14 protein-coding genes, 1 pseudogene and 1 riboswitch are annotated in these 19,389 nt (G+C 58.8%); of the genes and pseudogenes, 4 read left to right on the top strand and 11 right to left on the bottom strand.

Translation table 11 applies throughout. From position 1 onward, the window contains the following. Window positions 1-93: 93 nt before the first annotated feature. Window positions 94-1,056 carry a glycosyltransferase family 32 protein gene (locus O3W47_RS14735; RefSeq protein ID WP_269314036.1) on the top strand — a complete coding sequence of 321 codons (963 nt, stop codon included), beginning with the start codon at window positions 94-96 and terminating at the stop codon, window positions 1,054-1,056. Here O3W47_RS14735 and O3W47_RS14730 read toward each other — a convergent pair. After that, complete coding sequence (locus O3W47_RS14730; RefSeq protein WP_137452679.1) at window positions 1,048-1,791, bottom strand: polysaccharide deacetylase family protein; 744 nt, start codon at window positions 1,789-1,791, stop codon at window positions 1,048-1,050. The two genes, O3W47_RS14735 and O3W47_RS14730, sit on opposite strands and share 9 nt — an antisense overlap. Then, window positions 1,788-2,885, bottom strand: a complete 1,098-nt coding sequence (locus tag O3W47_RS14725) for a glycosyltransferase family 4 protein (RefSeq protein ID WP_269314035.1) — start codon at window positions 2,883-2,885, stop codon at window positions 1,788-1,790. The genes O3W47_RS14730 and O3W47_RS14725 overlap by 4 nt, the downstream gene beginning before the upstream one ends. 127 nt (window positions 2,886-3,012) lie before the next feature. On the opposite strand from O3W47_RS14725, the gene O3W47_RS14720 reads away from it, so the two are divergent. Together O3W47_RS14720 and O3W47_RS14715 are read left to right on the top strand one after the other, a co-directional pair. After that, window positions 3,013-4,353 carry a nucleotide sugar dehydrogenase gene (locus O3W47_RS14720; RefSeq protein ID WP_269314034.1) on the top strand — a complete coding sequence of 447 codons (1,341 nt, stop codon included), beginning with the start codon at window positions 3,013-3,015 and terminating at the stop codon, window positions 4,351-4,353. Window positions 4,354-4,357: 4 nt separating this feature from the next. Beyond that, window positions 4,358-4,840, top strand: a complete 483-nt coding sequence (locus O3W47_RS14715) for a class I SAM-dependent methyltransferase (protein ID WP_080815743.1) — start codon at window positions 4,358-4,360, stop codon at window positions 4,838-4,840. A gap of 34 nt (window positions 4,841-4,874) precedes the next feature. Here O3W47_RS14715 and O3W47_RS14710 read toward each other — a convergent pair whose 3' ends face one another. The 4 genes from O3W47_RS14710 to O3W47_RS14695 all read right to left on the bottom strand — a co-directional run bounded on the left by O3W47_RS14710 (window position 4,875) and on the right by O3W47_RS14695 (window position 11,046). Further along, entirely contained in the window at window positions 4,875-6,569 is a 1,695-nt protein-coding gene (locus O3W47_RS14710) for an adenylate/guanylate cyclase domain-containing protein (RefSeq protein ID WP_269314033.1), read from the bottom strand. 209 nt (window positions 6,570-6,778) lie between these two features. Then, window positions 6,779-7,639 carry an MBL fold metallo-hydrolase gene (locus O3W47_RS14705; protein WP_080815747.1) on the bottom strand — a complete coding sequence of 287 codons (861 nt, stop codon included), beginning with the start codon at window positions 7,637-7,639 and terminating at the stop codon, window positions 6,779-6,781. Between the two features lie 190 nt (window positions 7,640-7,829). Beyond that, window positions 7,830-8,285 carry a cyclic nucleotide-binding domain-containing protein gene (locus O3W47_RS14700; RefSeq protein WP_003521299.1) on the bottom strand — a complete coding sequence of 152 codons (456 nt, stop codon included), beginning with the start codon at window positions 8,283-8,285 and terminating at the stop codon, window positions 7,830-7,832. Between the two features lie 43 nt (window positions 8,286-8,328). After that, entirely contained in the window at window positions 8,329-11,046 is a 2,718-nt protein-coding gene (locus tag O3W47_RS14695) for an ABC transporter ATP-binding protein (RefSeq protein WP_269314032.1), read from the bottom strand. A gap of 344 nt (window positions 11,047-11,390) precedes the next feature. Here O3W47_RS14695 and O3W47_RS14690 point away from each other — a divergent pair. Then, a pseudogene (locus tag O3W47_RS14690) lies at window positions 11,391-13,195 on the top strand (serine aminopeptidase domain-containing protein). Between the two features lie 20 nt (window positions 13,196-13,215). Here O3W47_RS14690 and O3W47_RS14685 read toward each other — a convergent pair. From O3W47_RS14685 to O3W47_RS14665, 5 genes are read right to left on the bottom strand one after another with little or no spacing between them, the layout of a single operon-like run. Beyond that, window positions 13,216-15,672 (bottom strand): beta-mannosidase, encoded by a 2,457-nt coding sequence (locus O3W47_RS14685; RefSeq protein WP_269314031.1) that lies wholly within the window; start codon window positions 15,670-15,672, stop codon window positions 13,216-13,218. Next, window positions 15,669-16,652, bottom strand: a complete 984-nt coding sequence (locus O3W47_RS14680) for a DUF1839 family protein (protein ID WP_269314030.1) — start codon at window positions 16,650-16,652, stop codon at window positions 15,669-15,671. The genes O3W47_RS14685 and O3W47_RS14680 overlap by 4 nt, the downstream gene beginning before the upstream one ends. 6 nt (window positions 16,653-16,658) lie before the next feature. Further along, window positions 16,659-17,567 (bottom strand): amino acid--[acyl-carrier-protein] ligase, encoded by a 909-nt coding sequence (locus O3W47_RS14675; RefSeq protein WP_003504856.1) that lies wholly within the window; start codon window positions 17,565-17,567, stop codon window positions 16,659-16,661. Between the two features lie 4 nt (window positions 17,568-17,571). Further along, on the bottom strand, window positions 17,572-18,753 hold the full coding sequence (locus tag O3W47_RS14670) for an acyl-CoA dehydrogenase family protein (RefSeq protein ID WP_065657002.1): 1,182 nt from the start codon (window positions 18,751-18,753) through the stop codon (window positions 17,572-17,574). Next, window positions 18,753-19,004, bottom strand: a complete 252-nt coding sequence (locus tag O3W47_RS14665; RefSeq protein ID WP_003521307.1) for an acyl carrier protein — start codon at window positions 19,002-19,004, stop codon at window positions 18,753-18,755. The genes O3W47_RS14670 and O3W47_RS14665 overlap by 1 nt, the downstream gene beginning before the upstream one ends. A gap of 182 nt (window positions 19,005-19,186) precedes the next feature. Further along, window positions 19,187-19,298, top strand: a riboswitch (TPP riboswitch). Window positions 19,299-19,389 lie beyond the last annotated feature (91 nt).

Raw genomic sequence — 19,389 nt, 5'->3', positions numbered from 1 at the left:
TTAGCGAATTCAAAGCCGGCTTCCGAAACACGACGGCTTGCCTGACGGCTTTTGTTTGGCGATATGTTAACGAGCGTTTCTGGATGAGGATCCATGTCCGACAAGAAATATTATGATGCCCAGCTGGATAAGGCCCGGCAGTTGCAAAATGGCGGCCAGTATGCGGAAGCCAATGCGCTTCTGTTATCGCTGGTTGCAGCAAAGGACGGCCACCTGATGGGTGAAAAAACGGTGCTCGGCCTGCCGCGCCGGCTGCATGCCGCACGGCTGCGCCTCGCCAAGGCCGAGGGCGATATGGTCGCCAAGATCGGTTATCAATATACGCTTGTTCCACCCCCGCAGGTGCTGGAGAAATATGCGCGGTTTTCCACGGAAGAACGTCGCACGATCAGCCTCAAAAGCCGTGAGGATGTGCCAAGGCTCATCCACCAGATATGGATCGGGGGAAAAGCACCGCCGGTCTCGGTTAAGGCATGGGCCGCCCACGCCTCGAACCATGGTTACGACTATCGGCTCTGGCGGGAGGCCGATCTTGAGCGGGAAGGCGTGTTTTCGAATGGCGTCTTCAAAACAATGCTGGACAAGGGCGATTATCCGGGCGCAGTGGATGTGGCCCGTTATATCCTGCTGGAGCGGTTTGGCGGCATCTATCTCGATTGCGACTGGTATCCGGCGCGGGACGATGTGAGTTTCGATACATTCCTGCCTCTGGCGGGGCTGACGGTGTTTGACGAAAAAACGCCGCGGGACACGGGGCAGGGCAGCATGCTGCTTGCCAATTCCTTCATCGCCGCGCCTGCCGGACATCCCGTTTTCAGCAGGATGCTGAATGCCTTTCCCGGGATCATCGAAGACATGCCGCGCGCACCCGCCTGGTGGTCGACCGGCCCCTTGATCTTCACCATCATCGCCCGGGCGGGGAGCATCAGCCTCGCGCCGGCGGGGTTCGTTGCCGCGTCCCTTCCCGACCGCGCCCCTCTTGAGACGGTGGAAGCGGTCAGGCGGAAACTTTCCACTGAGGCGAGCGGGTTGCTGATCGCCTGGAAATCATGGTGAGATGTCGTGGACAAGGTCTTTCGAAGAACGCCAGCGGGCGGCGGGATGATCGGCCGTCACCTCGAAAAGCCGTCTCAGAAAGCGCCAGACATTGTCGTCATGGACGAGATGGTGGGTGAGGATGCCGGTGGTGGTGCCGTTTTCGGCGGCACTCAATATGCGGGCGGCGGTCTCCGCGAAGAGCACGTCGTCGTTGCGGCCACCGCGGCTGCCGTGCCAGTCGATCACATCGACATGGGTGTTCAGGCAGGGCGGCAGGGTGCTTTTCTCCGGGCCGAAAACGGATAGGGCACGATATCCGAGGCCCGCCAGTGCCTTCACGATACCGGCATCTATGCGGTTCCACGGCGGCACGAGCATCGGCACCAGACGCCCGCCATGCAGGTCGTGGAGTTTATCCAGTCCGGATTGCAATTCATCGAGAACGACAGCCGGATCGCGATGCGATCCGAGTTCCTGCTTCTTTTCCTTCTCGCCGGCATAATTCGTATGGGACCAGCCATGCACGGCGACCTGGGCAATGTCCGACACATCCAGATAGCGTGCGAGCCTATCGTTTGTCATCTCGGGGATGACCGCGAGCGTGACCGGAGCGGAAAAGCCGCCGCAAAGATCGAGCAACGTGTCGAGCGCGGGCGTCGGCTCCACCGCATCGTCGTCCCGGAGCCAGAGGTCGGCGGATATGCCGCGCCGCCCGCATTCGTCCAGTGCCGCAACGAGTTTTTCCAGACTCATGATCTTCGCGCCTTTGCTTGCAGCAGGATATGGTTCAGTTCTTTTGCGGCATTTTCCAGAGACCGTTCATTCCTCACGAATTGCCGGGCCGCCCGTGCCAGTTCTTCGCGCTGTCTGTCGTCGCCGAGCAGGGTTTTGATCGCGTCGGCATAGGCGGCTCTATCATTTTCTGGTGTCAGTAATCCTGTGGCGCCGGATTTTACCACCTCGGGGACGCCAGCCACTTCTTCGGCCACAACGGGCAGGCCGGCAGCCTGCGCTTCGAGATAGGCAAGCCCATAGGCCTCGCCATGGCCCGGCCAGACATAGAGAGAGGCTTTTGAAAGGAGCATTGCGATCTCGGCCGCAGTTTTTTCCCCGTGCCAGATGAGGCGGTGGTTGGGAAACGCGCCGAACATGGCCTGTACGGCCGGGCGTTCCGGTCCGTCGCCGACGATATCCAGCGCCCAGTCGAGATCCTGCGGCAACAGGGCGAGCGCTTCGGAAAGGGCGCGGTAGCTGTCGAGCTTGTCACCTGCCCGCATCATGGCGACGGTGATGAGCCTTGCAGGTGTCGGCTGGGGCGTGTTTTTGAGAAAGGCCCCGGCATCGATGAAGGGCGGCAGCATGGCCCAGCGAAGGGTGGGTGAGGCCCGCACAAGCCCTTCACGATCCCGCGCGGTGAAGCAGATATTGGTGGCGGCGGCGTTCAATGCGGCCAGCAACCCATCCTGAACCGCCTGCCAGCCCATCCCATTTCGCTTCGGCGAATAGGACGCTTCAGCGCTGACATAGGGGATGTCGAAACGTTTGCTCAGTTCCGGTCCGAGCAAGTCCGGCGCCTTGTAATAGGGGTGGTAACAAAACCAGAGATCCGGCACGCCATCCCGTCGCCAGCGCCGTGTGACGATCTCGATTTCGCGCTCGGCCTCATCGGCGAGCAAGGCCCTTGCCGGGTCATCCGGCTGTTTCAGGAAACTGCGCAGTTCCGAAGCGACGGAAACATCGTGACCGCCCATCGTCATCGCTTTCATCAACAGGCGGGCCATCAGCCGGTCGCCGGAGGGAACGGGATGGTTAGGAGATTTGAGCGGCGCATAAAAGGCGATCTTCATGGCGATGGTTGTGCGTTGCCGGTGGCTTGGGCGTCAACCGGAATTTGAAAGGGCCGAGCCTTGACAGGTCCGTCATTCTTGCCCAACTGAAAGGCATCTTTTGCACATGCGCGGAGCGTGACACGCTTTGACTTCTCCAGACATTTCCCGGAACCTGCTTTCCAGCATTGAAAACAAAAGCGCCAAAGCGGGGGTGATCGGCCTCGGCTATGTCGGTCTGCCGCTTGCCATGACGATCGCCAGGGGCGGTTTCAAGGTTGTCGGTTTCGATATCGATCCCGGTAAAATTACCGCGATCGAGGCCGGGCGCAGCTACATCGAGGCCGTTTCGGACGAGGTGCTGGCAAGTGTGCGGCAGGATGAGGGCTTTGTCGCCACCTCGGATTTCTCCAGGCTGGCCGAATGCGATGTCATTGCCATCTGCGTGCCCACACCCCTTACGAAATATCGCGAGCCGGACCTTTCTTATGTCGAAAAGACCTGCCGCGATATTGCCGCCCATCTGCGCAAGGGACAGCTCGTGGTTCTGGAATCGACCACCTATCCCGGCACGACGGACGGTGTGGTGAAGACCATTCTGGAAAGCACGGGGCTCGTCTCCGGCGTCGATTTCTTCATCGGCTTTTCACCCGAACGGGAAGATCCCGGCAATCGCGATTTCGAGACCTCGACCATTCCCAAGGTTGTCGCCGGCGATGGCGAAGCGGCCGGAAAGCTGATGGCGGCATTTTACGGTTCGGTGGTCAAAAAGATCGTTCCCGTCTCGACAAACGCCACGGCCGAGGCGGTGAAAATCACCGAAAACGTCTTCCGCGCCGTCAATATCGCGCTCGTCAACGAACTCAAGGTCGTCTACGAGGCGATGGGTATCGACATCTGGGAAGTGATCGATGCGGCGAAGACCAAGCCGTTCGGTTTCATGCCGTTTTATCCCGGCCCGGGCCTTGGCGGCCATTGTATACCGATCGACCCTTTCTACCTCACCTGGAAATCACGCGAATATGAACTGCCGACGCGGTTCATCGAACTGGCCGGCGAGATCAATACCGGTATGCCGCGTCACGTCATCGGGCGGGTCGCAGAGGCGCTCGATATTCATTCCGGCAAAGCGCTCAGCCGCTCGAAGGTGCTGGTCGTCGGCCTCGCCTATAAAAAGAATGTGCCGGATATTCGCGAAAGTCCCTCTCTGAAGCTCATCGAGCTTATTCAGGAGCGTGGTGGCGAAGCGGCCTATTTCGATCCCCACGTGGCCGAAATCCCGAAAACCCGGGAATATAGCCACCTGATGGGCATGAAATCCGTGCCGTGGGACAGGCAGGCGATCGGAGCCTTCGACGCCGTTCTCGTTGCGACCGATCATGACAATGTCGATTATGCCGCTCTAAGCGAATGGGCGCCGCTTATCATCGATACGCGCAATGTTTTCGCGCGTCGGGATATAGCCGCAAAACACATCATCAAGGCCTGATAACATGAGCAGACTCGATAGTTTCATTCGCCGGCTGACCGCGCAGCGGGATATCCTCAACCATGTTGCAGCCGATCTCGATCTGCCGGCTGAAGGCGCGCTTATGGAAATCGGCCTTGGCAACGGGCGCACGTTCAATCACCTGCGGGAGCTGTTCCCCAACCGTCGCATCATCGCTTTCGACAGGGCCATGGGTGCGCATGCCTCCTCCGTTCCGGCGCAGGAGGATCTGGTGATCGGTGAGATATCGCAAACCGCTCCGGCTTTCGTCGGTGCGGAAGCAGCGTTCGTGCATGCCGATATCGGTACGGGCTATCCTGAAAAGGATGCGGTCACCCTTACTTGGTTGCCTGATCTTGCGGCGGGCATGCTGGCGAAAGGCGGTCTCGCGGTCAGCGGCCTGCCTCTGGATCATCCCATGCTGAAGCCGCTGCCGGTGCCGGCAAGCGTGCCGACGGACCGTTATTTTCTCTATCGCAAGATTTGAGATTGGACGCCCCGACAGGTGTGTCGGGGCTATCTCATAAATAGCGCTCGCTCTCTTCTTTCGAGAGCAGGAAGACCTTCATTTGCGAGTTGCGGCCGCGAATGGCGATTTCTTCGCTTCTGAGATCGGCAATCTCCTGTCCCGCCTGAATGATGGCCGGTTCGGAAACAACGATGGCTGCGCCGAATTCCTTGGCCTTGGATTCGAGCCTGCTTGCCACGTTGACGGTATCGCCGATGGCCGTCAGGGTTTTGGCCGCGCCATATCCCATGACGCCGACGATGCTCGGACCGGAATGAATGCCGACGACGACTTCCAGGCGGACGGCGAATTGTTTCTCCAGCCCCTCGTTCAGGATTGCGATATCCCGCAATATGGTCGCGGCCGCCTTCATGGCGTTGCGGCAGGCATGCTCCGCGTCCTCGCCAAGTCCGAAAAGCGCCATGGCGCCATCGCCGATGAATTTGTCGAGATGGCCTCCCGCCTGCTCGACGGCCTGGCCGACGATGGTGAAATAGCGGTTCAGAAGGAAGACGACATCATAGGGCAGCTTCGCTTCGGAAAGCGTGGTGAAGTTGCGCAGATCGCAAAAGAGAATGGCGATTTCTTCTTCCCGGCCGGGGCGGGCCGGTTGTGCATCGGCCGGCAGGTCGCTCTGCTGGGGCGGCGAAACGAGAAGGGCGATATCAATATCGCTGGTGGGGCGTAGCTGGCAGCCGAGCCGGACATCCGAATCGGCATGGATTCGCCTCAATGTGGTTTGCTCGATGTCTCCCGGTGGCGGTAGCGGGCCTTTGCTGTTCAGAACCTTGACCCGACAGGTTGAGCAGCGCCCCTTGCCGCCGCAGACGGAGTAATGCGGAATTCCTGCAAGGCGGCTCGCTTCCAGAATGCTGAGCCCGGCTGGCACATGTGCCTGCGCGCCATGTTCATAGCGGATTTCGATCGCCGTCAATCGTTGTCGAAAGCTGCGTACGCCACGCATGGCGAAAACCAGCATTACCGCGCCGACGAACAACGTCTCTGCTGTGCCGGTGATGAAACGGATCTGTGTTTCCATTTCCCGCTGCAGAGGCAGCTCGTCCTTTTGGATAGTATTGTCGGAAAGTCCGGGCGGAAGCGCATATTTTTCATCGATTTCCGCCAGCCAGCGGCCGGCATCGCTGAAGCCCAGCAGCGCCAGCAGCGGCAGCATCACGGCCACCGTCATGAACAACCCGGCTATCCGCGGATACCAGTCCCGGTAACGCAGCCAGAAATAGAGGCCAATGCATCCGTGGACCCAGATCACGATCAAGGCGAGGCTTTGCCAGGCGCCCTGTATCGGGTTGTTGATCCACAGCCTGCGGATGACGGAATAATAGCCGACATCAATGCCATAAAGCATGTGCGACACGCGGATATTGACGGCGTGGCCGACGATCAGGAACGGGATCGACAGGCCGAAGATGACCTGAAGCGCTTCGCGGAGCGGCATGCGCAGCGTTCTGCGCAGATAAAGCGAGCGCAGAACAAGGCAGACATGCACCAGAACCGAACCGTAAAAAAGCAGGCTGCTGGCGGGATTGAGCCAGATCAGGCTGAACCATTTTCGTGCCCGTTCGGCGGTATCGATGGAGATGAGTGCGAGGGAGTGATTGAAAAGATGGGAAAATACGAAAGCAAATATGATGAGGCCGGATAAAATCCGGGCGCGTCTCAAATTGGTCTCCGAAAAGAAACGGATCATGCAAATCCCATCATGTGGTCATTCAGCGCAGAATCATCATGTAGTATGTGGTGGCACTCTTATTGCAGGCTGTCTCGTGGCAATATCGTGGAGCAATGGATCGGAAACGGTCAATTCTGCGTGTTCGAACACCCGTATGGCAAGGGATGTCGAAATCAGGGTTTCAAAAAAGCGGTCGGACAGGTCGACCTCGCTGGAGCCAGATTGCGTCAGAGTTCGATGATCTGGCCGTCCATGGCCGCGAAGGCCCCACTGAACTGGGCTTTCGCCTGTTTTTCGATATTGTCCAGTTCTTCGTCGCTGCGGCTTGGGGCGTGGTGGATGAAGCCGACATTTTTTGCGCCGGCGCGTTTGGCAAGGCGGATCGCCTGTTGCCAGGATGAATGGCCATAGCCGCGATAAAGGCTCATTTCCTCATCGGTGAACATGGCGTCATAAAGGAAAAGGTCGACGTCCCTGATCAGGTCGAGCACGGTTTCGTCGATGCTGCCCGGCTCATGTTCGGTATCGGTGATGATGGCGAGGGACTTTCCTTCCCAGTCCAGCCGATATCCGATGGCGTTGCCGGGATGGTTGAGCATTCCGGTTCTGATCGAAAGGCCGGGATGCACATCGAGAACATCTCCGGGCATGAAGTCCCGCGTGTCGATTTTTGCGCAGCAGATTTCCAGCGGCACAGGGAACCAGGGCGGGCTCATGAAGTCTTTGAGCATTTCCCGGGTGGTCATGGTACCGGCGAGGTGACCCGACCAGATCGCCACATCGTTGGAGCTGTTATAAAAGGGCTTGAAATAGGGGAAGCCGACGATGTGGTCGTAATGACAATGCGAGAAGAACAGGTTGACGTCGGTAATGCCTTCCGCCCGCAGGGCAAGGCCAGCGGGATGCAAGCCCGAACCCGCATCGAACAAAAGAACGTGATCGCCGCATCTCACCTCGATGCAGATGGTATTTCCGCCGTATTTTCGGAAGTTTTCACCTGAAACAGGAAGCGTTCCCCGCGCACCCCAGATCTTTACCCGAAAATTTCTATTACTTTCCCGACTTGCTGTGTCGGAATCGAACGCCATGACACACCCCAATAACAACGGAATCTTGCACGCTTTCCTCCCATGAAGCCCGTTGTCTCTATAGATTCTTATATCCGCTCGTTTCTGGCGGACGCCTTTACCCCTTATTCAGTCAGCATTTCATTTATATTGCAATAGTACGACATTTATTTTTCCAATATCGCCATTCACGGTAGCAAGGAATTGTCGTTTATGTCCGGGCGCCCGCCCGCGCTTTGCTCAGTTCCGCCGTCGTCTGGGTAAGGCGTTCGGCCAGAACGCGCATGACCTTGATGGTGATGTCGGGGAAATCGGACATGAGCTTGAAGAACTGTTCCTTGCCGATGCGCAGGGCTTCCACATTGGTGGAGGCGCGAACGGTCGCGGTTCTGACGCTATCGCAGAGGATTGCGATTTCGCCGACAATGGCGTTGCCGGTCATTTCGGCCACTTTCAGCGTGCCCGAAGGGGAATCGACCAGAACATCGACTTTTCCGGTCAAGACGACATAGGCCGCATCGCCGACATCTCCCTGATGAAACAGCACGTCGCCAGCATGATAGGACACCCGGTCGGATGCGAATGCCAGTAGTTTGAGCTTTGACGGTTCCATTTCCGAAAAAAACGGCACCCTTTTCAGCATCTGAATTTCGTCTTTAAACAGCATTGACTTACCCTGTTCTTGTTCCACCTCGGTCACCTTCTTGGATTTATGTTGCGACCATGTCCTTGAATGTACCGTTTTCCTCGGCGAGAGTCTCGTAACTTCCGTCGGCGGTGATCAGGCCCTGATGAACAACGATCACCCGCTCGAACATGCGGGAGAGCGTCGCATTCGACAGAACCCATATGATCGACGGGTTATTGTTGTTCTGTTTCAGGAGTGTGATGACCCGCTCGACAATTTCCTCCTGCTGTCGGGGATCGAGGCCGGGAAGAGGGCGGTTGAAGACGTAATAATCGGATTTGCGGATCAGCGCCCGCGCGAGATTGAGCTTCTGGCGCTGGAGCGGGCCAAGCCGCTTGCCGCCGGCGCCGAGGTTGAAGTCCAGGCCCACGGCCAGCACGCGTTCATAGACACCCTGCTTGCGCATGACATCGGCGACGATGCGGGTGATGCGCCGCGAGGCGTCGGTGTAGCGATGGCTGACCTTGCCGAACAGGATATTGTCCAGCAGGCTGGTGGCGCTCATATATTTGGTCGGATCGTAGATTTCGATCACGTTTTTCAGGCTGTCGGGCAGGTTCTCATGGAACATGTGCCGGACTTCGACGATCCGGTTCATGATCTCCGGCGACAGCAGGCCGAAACGCTGGCGAGGCTCGATGTAGAAGAAGCTGAGCCGCAGCATTGCGCGCTTTTCGCTTTCATTGGCCTCGTCGAAACTCCGGCTCTGAAGGCGTTGCAGCATTTGCTGATAGACCGGAATGTCATCGGGCGTCATGAAGGTGAGCTGCTGGAAGAAGGGGTGGTCTCCCGGCAGGTCGGCGAAGATTTCCACGATGTTTTCGGCAATCGTGTAACCCATCTCGAACAGGGTTTTCACGAGGCCGGTTTCGCGCATCAGCGAACGGAAATAGTCGCTTTCGATGACGGTTCGGATCGTCTGGGAAGAATCGCGCATGGTGCCGAACAGCAGGTTTTCGCCCACCGTCGCCTCGCTGTTATAGCTCTCCAGTTCAAAGGGCGCGATGAGACCGCTCAGATTTTCCTTTTCGAGCTCCGCACGCAGCACATGCCGCAGTTCCACGATGCGGGCGGCAAGATGCAGGTCGGTCAAAGGGTCGATCGACGAACGCAGCGCAAACTCCAGAATATCCTGCGACAGTTCCACGCTGTCGAGGACGGCCAGAATGGCTTGGATGAGATTTTCCGGCCTGCCGTCGCCAGCCGGGCTCGAAGCGTAATCGATCCATTCGCTATTGATATCGATCAGCGGATTGCCCGCCATCTTGGCTTCGCGGATTTCCCACTTGCGATGTTCCAGCGCCGCCCCCTCATAGTCCCTGTCCGCAAGCGGGGCGTGTTTGAGGCCGTAAAGCAGATTGTCCTTCAGGCTGGCGTGGAAGAAATAACTGTCCGAGGACACATAGGAAATGCGCCGTCCCGTCATCGATTCCGGCAATTCCAATATGTCGACGTCGTTGATGCTGATCTTGCCAGAGGTCGGCCAGAGCGTGCGGCCGATCGCATCCGCCAGCGCCTCGGCGCCCGAGCCGCCGACGATGGCGATCACCTCGCCCGGATCGACCTTCAGCGACGCCTGTTCCAGAAGCCGGCTGCCGCTATCGTCCTCCAGCGTCAGATTGGCGACAACGATCGGGGCGCTGATCGCCGCGACTGCGCCGGGAGACAGTTTCTGCACCTTCTCATCGATCATGTTCGGCGCATCGAACTGCTCGAAGACCTGCTCATATTTCACCTGCACGTCCTGACGCGCCTGATCCCAGTCGATCAGTTCCTTCAGCGGTCCGGGCAGTTCCTTATAGGCATTGATGACGGCGACCAGCTGCCCGACATCGAGGCTGCCCTTCAGCGTGAGATAACCGCCGAGCGCATAAAAGAAGAAGGGAGTGAGCTGTGCGAGGAAGTTATTGATGAATTTGACCAGAAACTTCCACTGGTAGAGATCGTAGCGGATCTTGAAGATGTCGCCGAGCCGGTGCGAGGCATCCGCGCGCTCGTAATTGGACGTGTCATAGGCATGGATGGTGCCGATACCGTCAACCATTTCGCCGATGCGTCCGGCAAGCTGGCGGGCGCTCAGCTGCCGCTGGCGGCCAAGCTCGATGAGGCGGCGGCGCATTTTGGGAATGATGCCCACCTGAATGGCGGCCATGAAAGCCGCGATCAGGCCGAGCCAGAAATTCTGCACGAGAATGAAGAACAGCGCGGAGAGTGCCTGGCCGCCGAGAAGGGCCGGCTGCACGAAGGCGTCGCCGGTAAAGCCGCCGAGCGGCTCCACCTCGTCCTTCACCATGCTGGAGATTTCCGCACCTTTGACCCGCTTGAAATGGGAGGGTGGGAACCGCAGAATCTTGTCGATGAGCTCGAAACGGATGCGCCGCAGAAGCCGCTCGCCAAGGCGGCCCTTGTAGGTATTGATGTAATATTTGAAGAGCCCGTTGATGATGACAAGCGCAAGGAACGTCAGGCTGAGCGCCATCAGCATCGACATGCGGTTGAGCTCGAGCCCGGGAAATAACGTCACGGTGCCCCAATAGGGAATATCGACCGTGAGATGCATGAAAAGCTGCGTCGCATTCGCCCCTTCGAAACCATCCCCCTGAATTGGGCCGTTGACGATCTGCTTGGGCAGATCGAAGGCGAGGAAATAGGGGATCATCGACAGGGCCACGATCAGCAGAATGAAAAGCTGCTGCCGCCTCGTGTGCGACCAGATATAACGCGTAAGGCTTTGTTCCATATAAAACTTCTATGAACTGCCGGGCGTGGCCCGGCGTGTTGGTTTGCGCGGTGTCTAGACGATCCGGTGGCCGGGTGGCGCAACCTCCTCCTGCAAATAGGTATGGGACTCGCTATTTATCAGTATATTCAAGCGGTTTCGAGCAAAATAGCGGCCCCGCCGGGACTTCTCCGTCACCCCGGCGTTTGTTTTTGCAACGTGCGGGCGGCAATGGATATAAATGCGACTATATTTTTAGACTTCTCTAATGTTGTTGTTTTTATTGTAGATCAGGCGGTAAGACGCTTCGATACAATGATCCCGTAATGGTTGAGCCAGACACTGGCGCAATGATGGCAAGGTCGATGGCGATAGATATTTCAGAGCGTACAGGCAGCGATCCGTCTCTTGATGCATTGTCGCTTTCCGGCATTGCCTCGAATGGGGCGGTTGCGCATCCGGTCTCTTTTGATGGGCTAACCGGGATTTTCCATCCGGCGCGCAAGGACGTCAGACAGCGCCATGCCGTTCTTTTCGTCAGCCCATGGGGCATGGAGGAGCTGTGCAGCCGCAAGTTTCAACGGGTACTGGCCGAGCGGCTGGCCGCTTGCGGTGTCGCCAGCCTGCGCTTCGACTATCTGGGCGCGGGTGACGCCTTCAACCCTGATGATGCGGGCCGTGCAGCGGACTGGATTTCCGACGCGCGCGCAGCGCTCAACTGTCTGAAGCGTCTTTCCGGCTGCGCCGAGGTGGTCGTTGTCGCTCAGGGCCTCGGCTGCCTGATTGCTGCACAGGCGTTTGCCGATGAGGCCGAAGTGGGTTCCATGGCGCTTCTGGCGCCTGTCGTTTCCGGCCGCGCCTATCTGCGTGAGTTGGCGATGTGGTCCTCCATGATCGACGATGGCCTCGGTCTTCGGCCCCCGCAACGGATGGCGGAGGCAGGATCGATTGCCGGCATGGCCATGCCTGCCGGTGTTGCGGATGCGATCAGGAAGGCCAATCTTTCAAATCTGACCGCTGCTCCGGCGCGCACCATTCTGGCGCTCTCCCGGCCGGGCCGCGTAACCGATGCCGATTTCGCCAGGCATCTCGTTGCGATCGGCGGTGCGGTGGAGGAGGCGGAGTTTTCCGGTTACGACGATCTCGTCTCCAGCCCTACGCTCTCGAAAATATCCGACGGTGTGGTCAACCGGCTGGTCGACTGGGTGCTCTCCCAGACCCATGCCGAGGGTGCGGTGCCCCCCAGGAGGATTTCACAGTCAATGCCCCGCAGCGTGGACGCGGTTTTGTCGAGCAGCCGGTGCAATTTGGAGACGGCGGACGGCTTTTTGGTATTTTTTGCGGGCCGGATGATCGGGAGGCGGTTTCTTCGGTTCTTCTGCTTGGCGCCGCCTATGACCGGCATGCGGGCTGGGGCAGGCTTTCCGTACAGATGGCCCGTACATTGGCGCGCGAGGGGGTGGCATCGCTTCGCTTCGACGCGGCCAATATTGCCGACAGCCCTCCGGTCAAAAACGTGCCCGAGCAGGTTCTTTACGATGCCGCGCAGAATGACGACGTGGCTGCCGCGCTCGATTTTCTCGGCAAGCGTGGCAAGGGGCCTTTCATTGCGGCGGGCCGGTGCAGCGGCGCTTATCTCGCCTTCAACGGCGCAATCGCCGATGAGCGGATCGGCGCCGTGGTCGCGGTCAATCCGGTCGTCTTCCATTGGCGCAAAGGCCGCTCGGTGGATGAGGCCCTGCATAAACGCCCGCGTTCCTTCGGCGAATACAGCCAGCGCTTCCGACAGGGCGCGACATTCAAGCGTCTCATCAGCGGCGATGTCGATGTGGCAAGTGCGGGGCTGAACATCGTCAAGGCGACGATCAAGAGGCTTTCGACAAAAACGGCGAGGCTGTTCCGCAGGGGCAGCGAGGAAGGGCGTGCCGTCTATGGTGCGTTCGACAAATTGAAAGCGAATGATACCGCCGTTCATCTGCTCTACAGCGACAACGACGATGGTCTGGAACATTTCCAATATTACTTCGACGCCAATGGCAAAGGACTGGCCGCCTATAAGAACGTGTCGCTGACCATTATTCCCGATGCCGATCACAATCTTTCAACGCCGGAAGCCAGACAAATCTATATCGACGCGGTGAAGCGGCTGGCTCTCGAGCATTTGCAGTAAAAATGCCTGGCCGTCATACCCTAGAAGGAAAATCGCCGGCTGGAACCCAGTGACACGACCTCTCCGGAAGGAGGAGCTTCCGTCGTCGGGGTCTCCGGCAGGAGGCTGATTTTTCTGGTTTCGCCGGGGCCGAGATGGAACCAGTTTTCCGAGGCGCAATAACCCTGCACCTCGACATGGACGGACTGCGCCAGCCGGTCCGTGCCGATTTCAAGAGACCAGTTGCCGCTCGTTTCACTGATCGTGGCCTGAAGGTTCGCGGCGTGCAGCGCCTTTTTACGGCCGAGAGGGAAATGGAATGCGTCGGCGATGACGTGTCCTGTCGCAACGTCGCGAAGCCGGGCGACCGTTACATCATGGGACGGAGGGCCGAAACGATAGGCATAGGTCGTATCGAAAAAGGCGCCGAACAAATCTGTTGCGGCAATGATCTGGCTCTGTCGGGGTGAAAGCGTGAGCGGTCGTTTGGCGTGGACGACGGGTTGCACACCTTCGCGCAGGCAGGTCAGTTCCAGCATGGCTTCGAGGCCGCCGCCGGTCTCGTTGACGAGATGGATATCCAGCCCGTTCGTGCCCTCATCGGAAAAAGTAACCTGAATGGGGCGGAACGCCCTTTTCAGGGCATGCCAGACGGATTTGGGCCGGCCAGTGGCATCGATGATACCCCAGCCGGCGCCGGGAACGAGATCCTGCAGGGTCCAGACCAGAGCGCCCTGACAGGAGGAACCGCTGCGCCGCCATTCGGCGAAAGTCGCCTCCATGACCTCGGCCGTGGCGGCCCGGGACATGTCGAGATAAAGGCCGCCGTCTTCGCGACGCAGAACATCCGGTTCGACGTCGTAGAGCAGCTTCAGATAATGGTCGCGAACATCCTCGAAGTCCCAGGATGCCCCGCGATCCCGCGGTGCGCGTGCCTTCCATCGCGGATCGTGCACGGCCACGCCGGGTAGATATCTGTCCAGCGTTTCCTGTTCGGGAATATTGGCGAAGGCGAGGCACTCGGCGGCGAAGCGCAGATCGGCGCGGCGCGCATCTTCCAGCGGGCGGCAATAGGCGCCCACGCCGTAATAATGGCCGACCCCGACGTTGGGAAAGAAGGGCAATGCACCGCCGGAGGGGGAATTGGCGACATAGGCTGTGTCCGGGCGTTTCTCTGCAAGGAGTTCCGGCAGAACCTCCTCGGTGAGCGTTCCCTTCCATATCTGTTCCGGCAGACCGAGCATCGCGCCCTGCTGGTACATTTCACTGCCGCCGCAGAAGACGGTGAGCGATGGAGAAAGCGCGGTGGCTTCGAGGAACTGCGAAATTTCCGTGACGATATGCTGGCGCAGGCTCTCGTCCTTTGCCGGGTAATCGAAATTGGCGAGCATGGCGTCCTGCCAGACCATGATGCCGAGTTCGTCGCAAAGTGCGAAAAATTCCGGAGTCTCATAAGCCATGGTGCCGCCGATGCGGATCATGTTCATGCCGGCTTCCGCGGCTTTTCTAAGCCATGGCTCGTAGTCCGCCCCTGTTCCCGGCAGGCGCACAATATCGGCCGTCGTCCAGACCGCACCGCGGCAGAAGACCGGCTGGCCATTCACCTTGAGGCCGAAACCATTACCGTCTTCGCCATGATCGATCTCGACCCGCCGGAAGCCGGTACGCCCGAGCCTATGTTGTTCGCCGTCCAGTTCCAAAAGCGTGTCGTGCAGCGCAGGCCTGCCATGGGTGTGCGGCCACCATGGTTCGACTTCGGGTATGTGGAGTTTGCCGGAAAACTTGCCGTTCTCATCCCTGGAAAGATCGGCGCTATAACCCGCGCAGCCAAGCCGTGCCGATTTTATGGGCCGGTTGGTTTCCAGCGCGATGGCGACCGTTCCCGTTCCTGCCTCGTCCAGCGAAGATCGGAGCGTGCAGAGCACTCCGTCGTGCCTTATCAGGCTGATGGGGCGCCATGGGCCGGCGGCGTGGATTTCCGGGCACCATCCGGGCATGTAACCGAGTGCAGTGGTGCGGATCAGCCGCAACCCCTGCGTATTCATCATCTGCGGCCGCCAGCGGGCGCGGGGACCGGTTTTTTCAAGCCTCGGCGCAAGCGCCCGGAAGCAGATGCAAAGCTCGTCCGCGCCCGTGAGTTCAACAGGCACTTCCAGCCTTTCGAACATGCTTTGGCTTGCGGCGATCAGCTCTCCGTTGAAAAAGATTTCGGCAATGGTGGAGAGACCGTCGAAGCGCAGGGTGGCGCGTTCGCGCGTATCGGAAATCATCGTCAGCCGATACCAGGCATCCCTGTCATTGAGAGGCGCCGGGGCAAGGCGGTCGAATTTTCCAGCCGCTTCCAGAGCCTGCGCCACGGTGCCGGGAACGGAGACGTGAAGGCTTTCGAGCGATGCGGGAATATCGGACGGCGTCTCACAGGCATCGGCAGGCGTCAGCGTCAGCGTCCAGCCTTCGCTCAGCAATTCCTCGCTTTCGCCGGGAAGATAAGTCCTCACGCGGCCTCGCTGGCATCAGTGAGTTTAGTCGAAAGCGCTTCCATCATGCCATCCCACGCATCCGCTGCTGGATCGAGCACGGTGGCCAGTGCATCAAATTTGCGGCGGGTGACGGCGCGGGCGAGCTGGAACTGCACGGTCTTGGCAACCTCGGAAATCTTGAGCGCGTGGTCTCTTGCTTCAGAAAAACCGTCCGCGTCCAGCCATTCGAAGTGGCTTGCCGCCAGTTCGAAATTGGCGCCGAGCTGGCGCAGCGTGTTGAAGGCATATTTGTGGAAAAAACCGAAGGGTCGGTCGGCGACCTTTTCCACCTGCGCCGGAAAAACGCCGGCAAAAGCGCGGACCGGGTTGGCGGAGGGCCGTCTGGAAAAATGAAATTTCAGGAGCCGTTCGGCCGTCTTGCGAATATGTGCGGGCGAGGGGTTGCTGTTCGCGAATTTCGCAAATTCGGTATAGGGCAGGAAAGGCGGGTCGGTCTCGGCCAGATGATGCTGGAACAGACCGTCGAAGTCCTCGCCGGACAGATGGAAGAAGCCGGCATTGTGGAAATAGTCGAGTTCGCGCTTCGCGAGATCAAGCCGGTTGATGGCGATGGTGGTCTTGCCGTGTTCCTTCCGGTAGCCCACCCCATGGGTATCCGGCATATAGAAGCTGTCCATCTCGATCAGGCAGATGCGGCCGCGTGCGAGCTGCGCCTCGATGTGGTTTTCCACGCTGTCGAAGATCGCAAGTTCGGTGGCGCGAACGCCATAAAGCGCCTCGAGGTCCTCCAGCGGCACCTTGAAGAAGGTGAACTGGTCGCCTTCGAAATCCTGCGTGAGCGTGAAACCGAACATGGCTTCCGGCGGCAGACCTTTCGAGGCCAGCACCTCGATCCACAAATCGATGTAGCAATTGGTTTCCGGCCACATTCTCTCGGAGGAATGGAGCGGATGCTGCACATAGTTCTTGGGATCGAGACCGGGAAAAATCTGCCGCATGAATGATCAGCCCCAGAGCGTTTCCACGACCTTCGCAGGCCATTTCTTCACGTCGAGACCGTGATGTGCAAACAGCGCCAGCGCGATGCGCTCAAGGCCGAAACCGACGCAGGCGGTATGTGCGACATCGCCATTGTCGAGGTTGAGGCCCCATTTCTGGCCGAAGGCATCCTGATGATAATTGAAGCTCATGCAGGCCGTCGGGCTGGTTGTGGATGTGACCGGGATCAAGAGTTCGAATTTCAGGTTCTGGTCGCGCTGGTTGTTGGCCAGCATCTTGCCGGCGCGGCCGAAGAAGGGATCGTTGGCCACATCGATGGTGACGTCGAGCCCGACCGCTTTCATCATCTCCACGCCGCGATCCATCCAGGTCTGGCGGAATTCGGTGACGTCGGACTCGGTGCCCATGCAAACATATTCGCGCATGCGGAAAAGCTGCTGGCGGGCCGGGTCCTTGGAAGGTTCATGACGGAAACAGTAGGACTGGATGTCATAGAGACCGCCGCCGGCAGGTAACGCGCCGCGCTTGGCAATCGTCGGATAAAGCGGGTAGCAGGCCGCCGGCGTCAGGACGATGTCTGTCGCTTTCTGGTCCTTGGTCCAGTCGCCGCCCTCATCCATGGTTTTCAGCAGGCTGACATGGTCGAGCTCACAGCCGCAGAAGGAATGGACCGTGCCGGCGAGCTGCGGGAAGCTCTTCATATAACCGCTCTTTTCGAAATAGGCGCGGTTGATGCCGGGCGGAAAGCGGATCGCTTCGGCGCCGTCAGCGCCGCCCGTGCGGTCGATCAGCCGCTCGAATGCGGCAATGACATCCTCGAACTGGCCGCTGCGTCCATAAAGACCGTCTACACCGGTTTCAATCAGCAGGCCTTCTTCGAACAGTCGATCGAGAAACGATGTTTGCATGTCCATGGTCTTATCCCAAGAGGCTGGTGTCCTGCTTGTGAACCAGCAGGAGATTGGCGGAATTGCCGAGAATGCGATCGTTGGAAATCATCAGGCGGGCGGAATGCGCGTCACGCAGATGCCGGCCGAGGCTGTAGGGCGTGCCGTTCTTGTAACCCATGATGCCGCAGACCAGCATGGCATGGTCGATGATCTCGAGAATGGTTTCCGAAGAGCAGATTTTCACATTGTTCATGGCGACGGCAAAGGCCATGGACATCAGTTTTTCGGGGTCGCTCTTGGTGTCCTCGTAAGCCTTGATGCCGGCGATGATGTTGGATTTCACGACCTGCAGCTTGGTAGAAACCTCGGCAAGGCGGATCGCGCCGGGAGGAGCGGTGCCGGGCGATTTGCGCGCCGCGGCTCTGACGAAAGACTGGGCGCGCAGCACGGCATCCGAGGCGATGCCGTACCAGACGGCGCTCCACAGGAGATGCGAGCTTGCAAGCATGGATTGTGCGGCGATTTCCGCAAAAGGTTTCGGGAATATCTGCGCCGCCGGCGCTTCGCCACGAAACAGGAAGCCGTCCGAACAGGTGCCGCGCATGCCGAGCGTATCCCACACATGGGTCTTTTCGAGCGTGTACTGGTTTTTCAGAAAGACCGTCATCACCTGATCGGCGGGCGCGGCATCCTTGTGGGCGCGCGAGGTGATGAGGATCGCATCGGCATTGCTGCCATAGGAAATGACGGTGGCGTCCTTTTCCAGCCGGCAGAAATCGCCTTCGACTTCGATTGCACAGATGGAGTTGCGCAGATTGCCGCCAATGCCGCCTTCGGTGGTGGCGGAGCCGAGCAGAAGCTGTTCGCCGGCGATGCGGCTCATGAAGCCGGCATGCCATGCGCTCGTCTCGCCGTGTTCCACCAGGCTGGATGCCTTGATATGGTGCATGGCGAAAATCATCGCGGTTGCCGAACAGGCCTGGCCGAGCCGGGCGCAGATATCGGCGATTTCCTGTAAGGAAGCGCTTTCGCCGCCCAGCGAAGAGGGGACCTGGATGCCGAGCAGGCGTTCCTGTCGCAAGGCGTCGACGGCTTCCTGTGGGAAGCGGCCGGTGACATCCACATCATCCGCGTGTTTGGCGGCAATTGCCGCGACGCGGCCCGCGCGCGCGGACAGCGTTTCATCCTGCGGCGCTACGGTGACGTTCATCAGGCTGCCTCTTTACCATCCAGAATGAGCTTAACGGTGTCTTCAATGGCCCTGATGCTCGCAAAGGACTTGCGGTTCAGCAGATTGTCGGGGAATTCGATATCGAATGCTTCTTCGATGCCGAGCATCAATTGCACGGATGCAAAGGAAGAAAGGCCTGCCGCATAAAGATCGGCTTCATCTGCAATCGTATCGACTGGGGTTGGAAGCTGGCCGAATTTGGCCAGTATTTCACGAATAGTCGCGTTCATTCCGACGTATCTCCCATGAATTTCACATCAGGATGGTTTGTGCTTATCGTTACGTTGCAAACGATAATATTCGCCTAAACCGTTAGGTTAATTACAACTAACGGCAGCATGCGCCATTCCCGCACCTTTGCCAAGCATCGATCGTCGGCCTTGACAAATGCCGGTCGGTGTTTTTTGCTGTGGCCATTCACCAGGGGTGTCCCGTCAAGGGGCTGAGATTCTGCTTTCATGCGCAGTGACCCGTTGAACCTGATCCAGTTCATACTGGCGTAGGGACGGTGCAAAGACCGAAGGTCGGGCGGGCGCATGACGTCGCGTTTCGGCAATTCGGTATTTTCCATCATTCCGGCTCGAACTGGGTCTCCACTGTCAAACTTTGGAGCCT

The organism is Agrobacterium sp. LMR679 (assembly GCF_027157905.1).
GTDB lineage: Bacteria > Pseudomonadota > Alphaproteobacteria > Rhizobiales > Rhizobiaceae > Agrobacterium > Agrobacterium leguminum.
The sequence above is the reverse complement of the archived record's forward strand: the minus strand, read 5'-3'. Positions and strand labels throughout refer to the sequence as shown.

Excerpts from the sequence above, each read along its gene's own strand:
- O3W47_RS14670 (WP_065657002.1), bottom strand. The coding sequence starts at position 18,753 with ATGAACGTCACCGTAGCGCCGCAGGATGAAACGCTGTCCGCGCGCGCG.
- O3W47_RS14680 (WP_269314030.1), bottom strand. The coding sequence starts at position 16,652 with ATGCGGCAGATTTTTCCCGGTCTCGATCCCAAGAACTATGTGCAGCAT.
- O3W47_RS14735 (WP_269314036.1), top strand. The coding sequence starts at position 94 with ATGTCCGACAAGAAATATTATGATGCCCAGCTGGATAAGGCCCGGCAG.
- O3W47_RS14730 (WP_137452679.1), bottom strand. The coding sequence starts at position 1,791 with ATGAGTCTGGAAAAACTCGTTGCGGCACTGGACGAATGCGGGCGGCGC.
- O3W47_RS14700 (WP_003521299.1), bottom strand. The coding sequence starts at position 8,285 with ATGCTGTTTAAAGACGAAATTCAGATGCTGAAAAGGGTGCCGTTTTTT.
- O3W47_RS14675 (WP_003504856.1), bottom strand. The coding sequence starts at position 17,567 with ATGGACATGCAAACATCGTTTCTCGATCGACTGTTCGAAGAAGGCCTG.
- O3W47_RS14715 (WP_080815743.1), top strand. The coding sequence starts at position 4,358 with ATGAGCAGACTCGATAGTTTCATTCGCCGGCTGACCGCGCAGCGGGAT.
- O3W47_RS14695 (WP_269314032.1), bottom strand. The coding sequence starts at position 11,046 with ATGGAACAAAGCCTTACGCGTTATATCTGGTCGCACACGAGGCGGCAG.
- O3W47_RS14665 (WP_003521307.1), bottom strand. The coding sequence starts at position 19,004 with ATGAACGCGACTATTCGTGAAATACTGGCCAAATTCGGCCAGCTTCCA.
- O3W47_RS14710 (WP_269314033.1), bottom strand. The coding sequence starts at position 6,569 with ATGATCCGTTTCTTTTCGGAGACCAATTTGAGACGCGCCCGGATTTTA.
- O3W47_RS14725 (WP_269314035.1), bottom strand. The coding sequence starts at position 2,885 with ATGAAGATCGCCTTTTATGCGCCGCTCAAATCTCCTAACCATCCCGTT.
- O3W47_RS14705 (WP_080815747.1), bottom strand. The coding sequence starts at position 7,639 with ATGGCGTTCGATTCCGACACAGCAAGTCGGGAAAGTAATAGAAATTTT.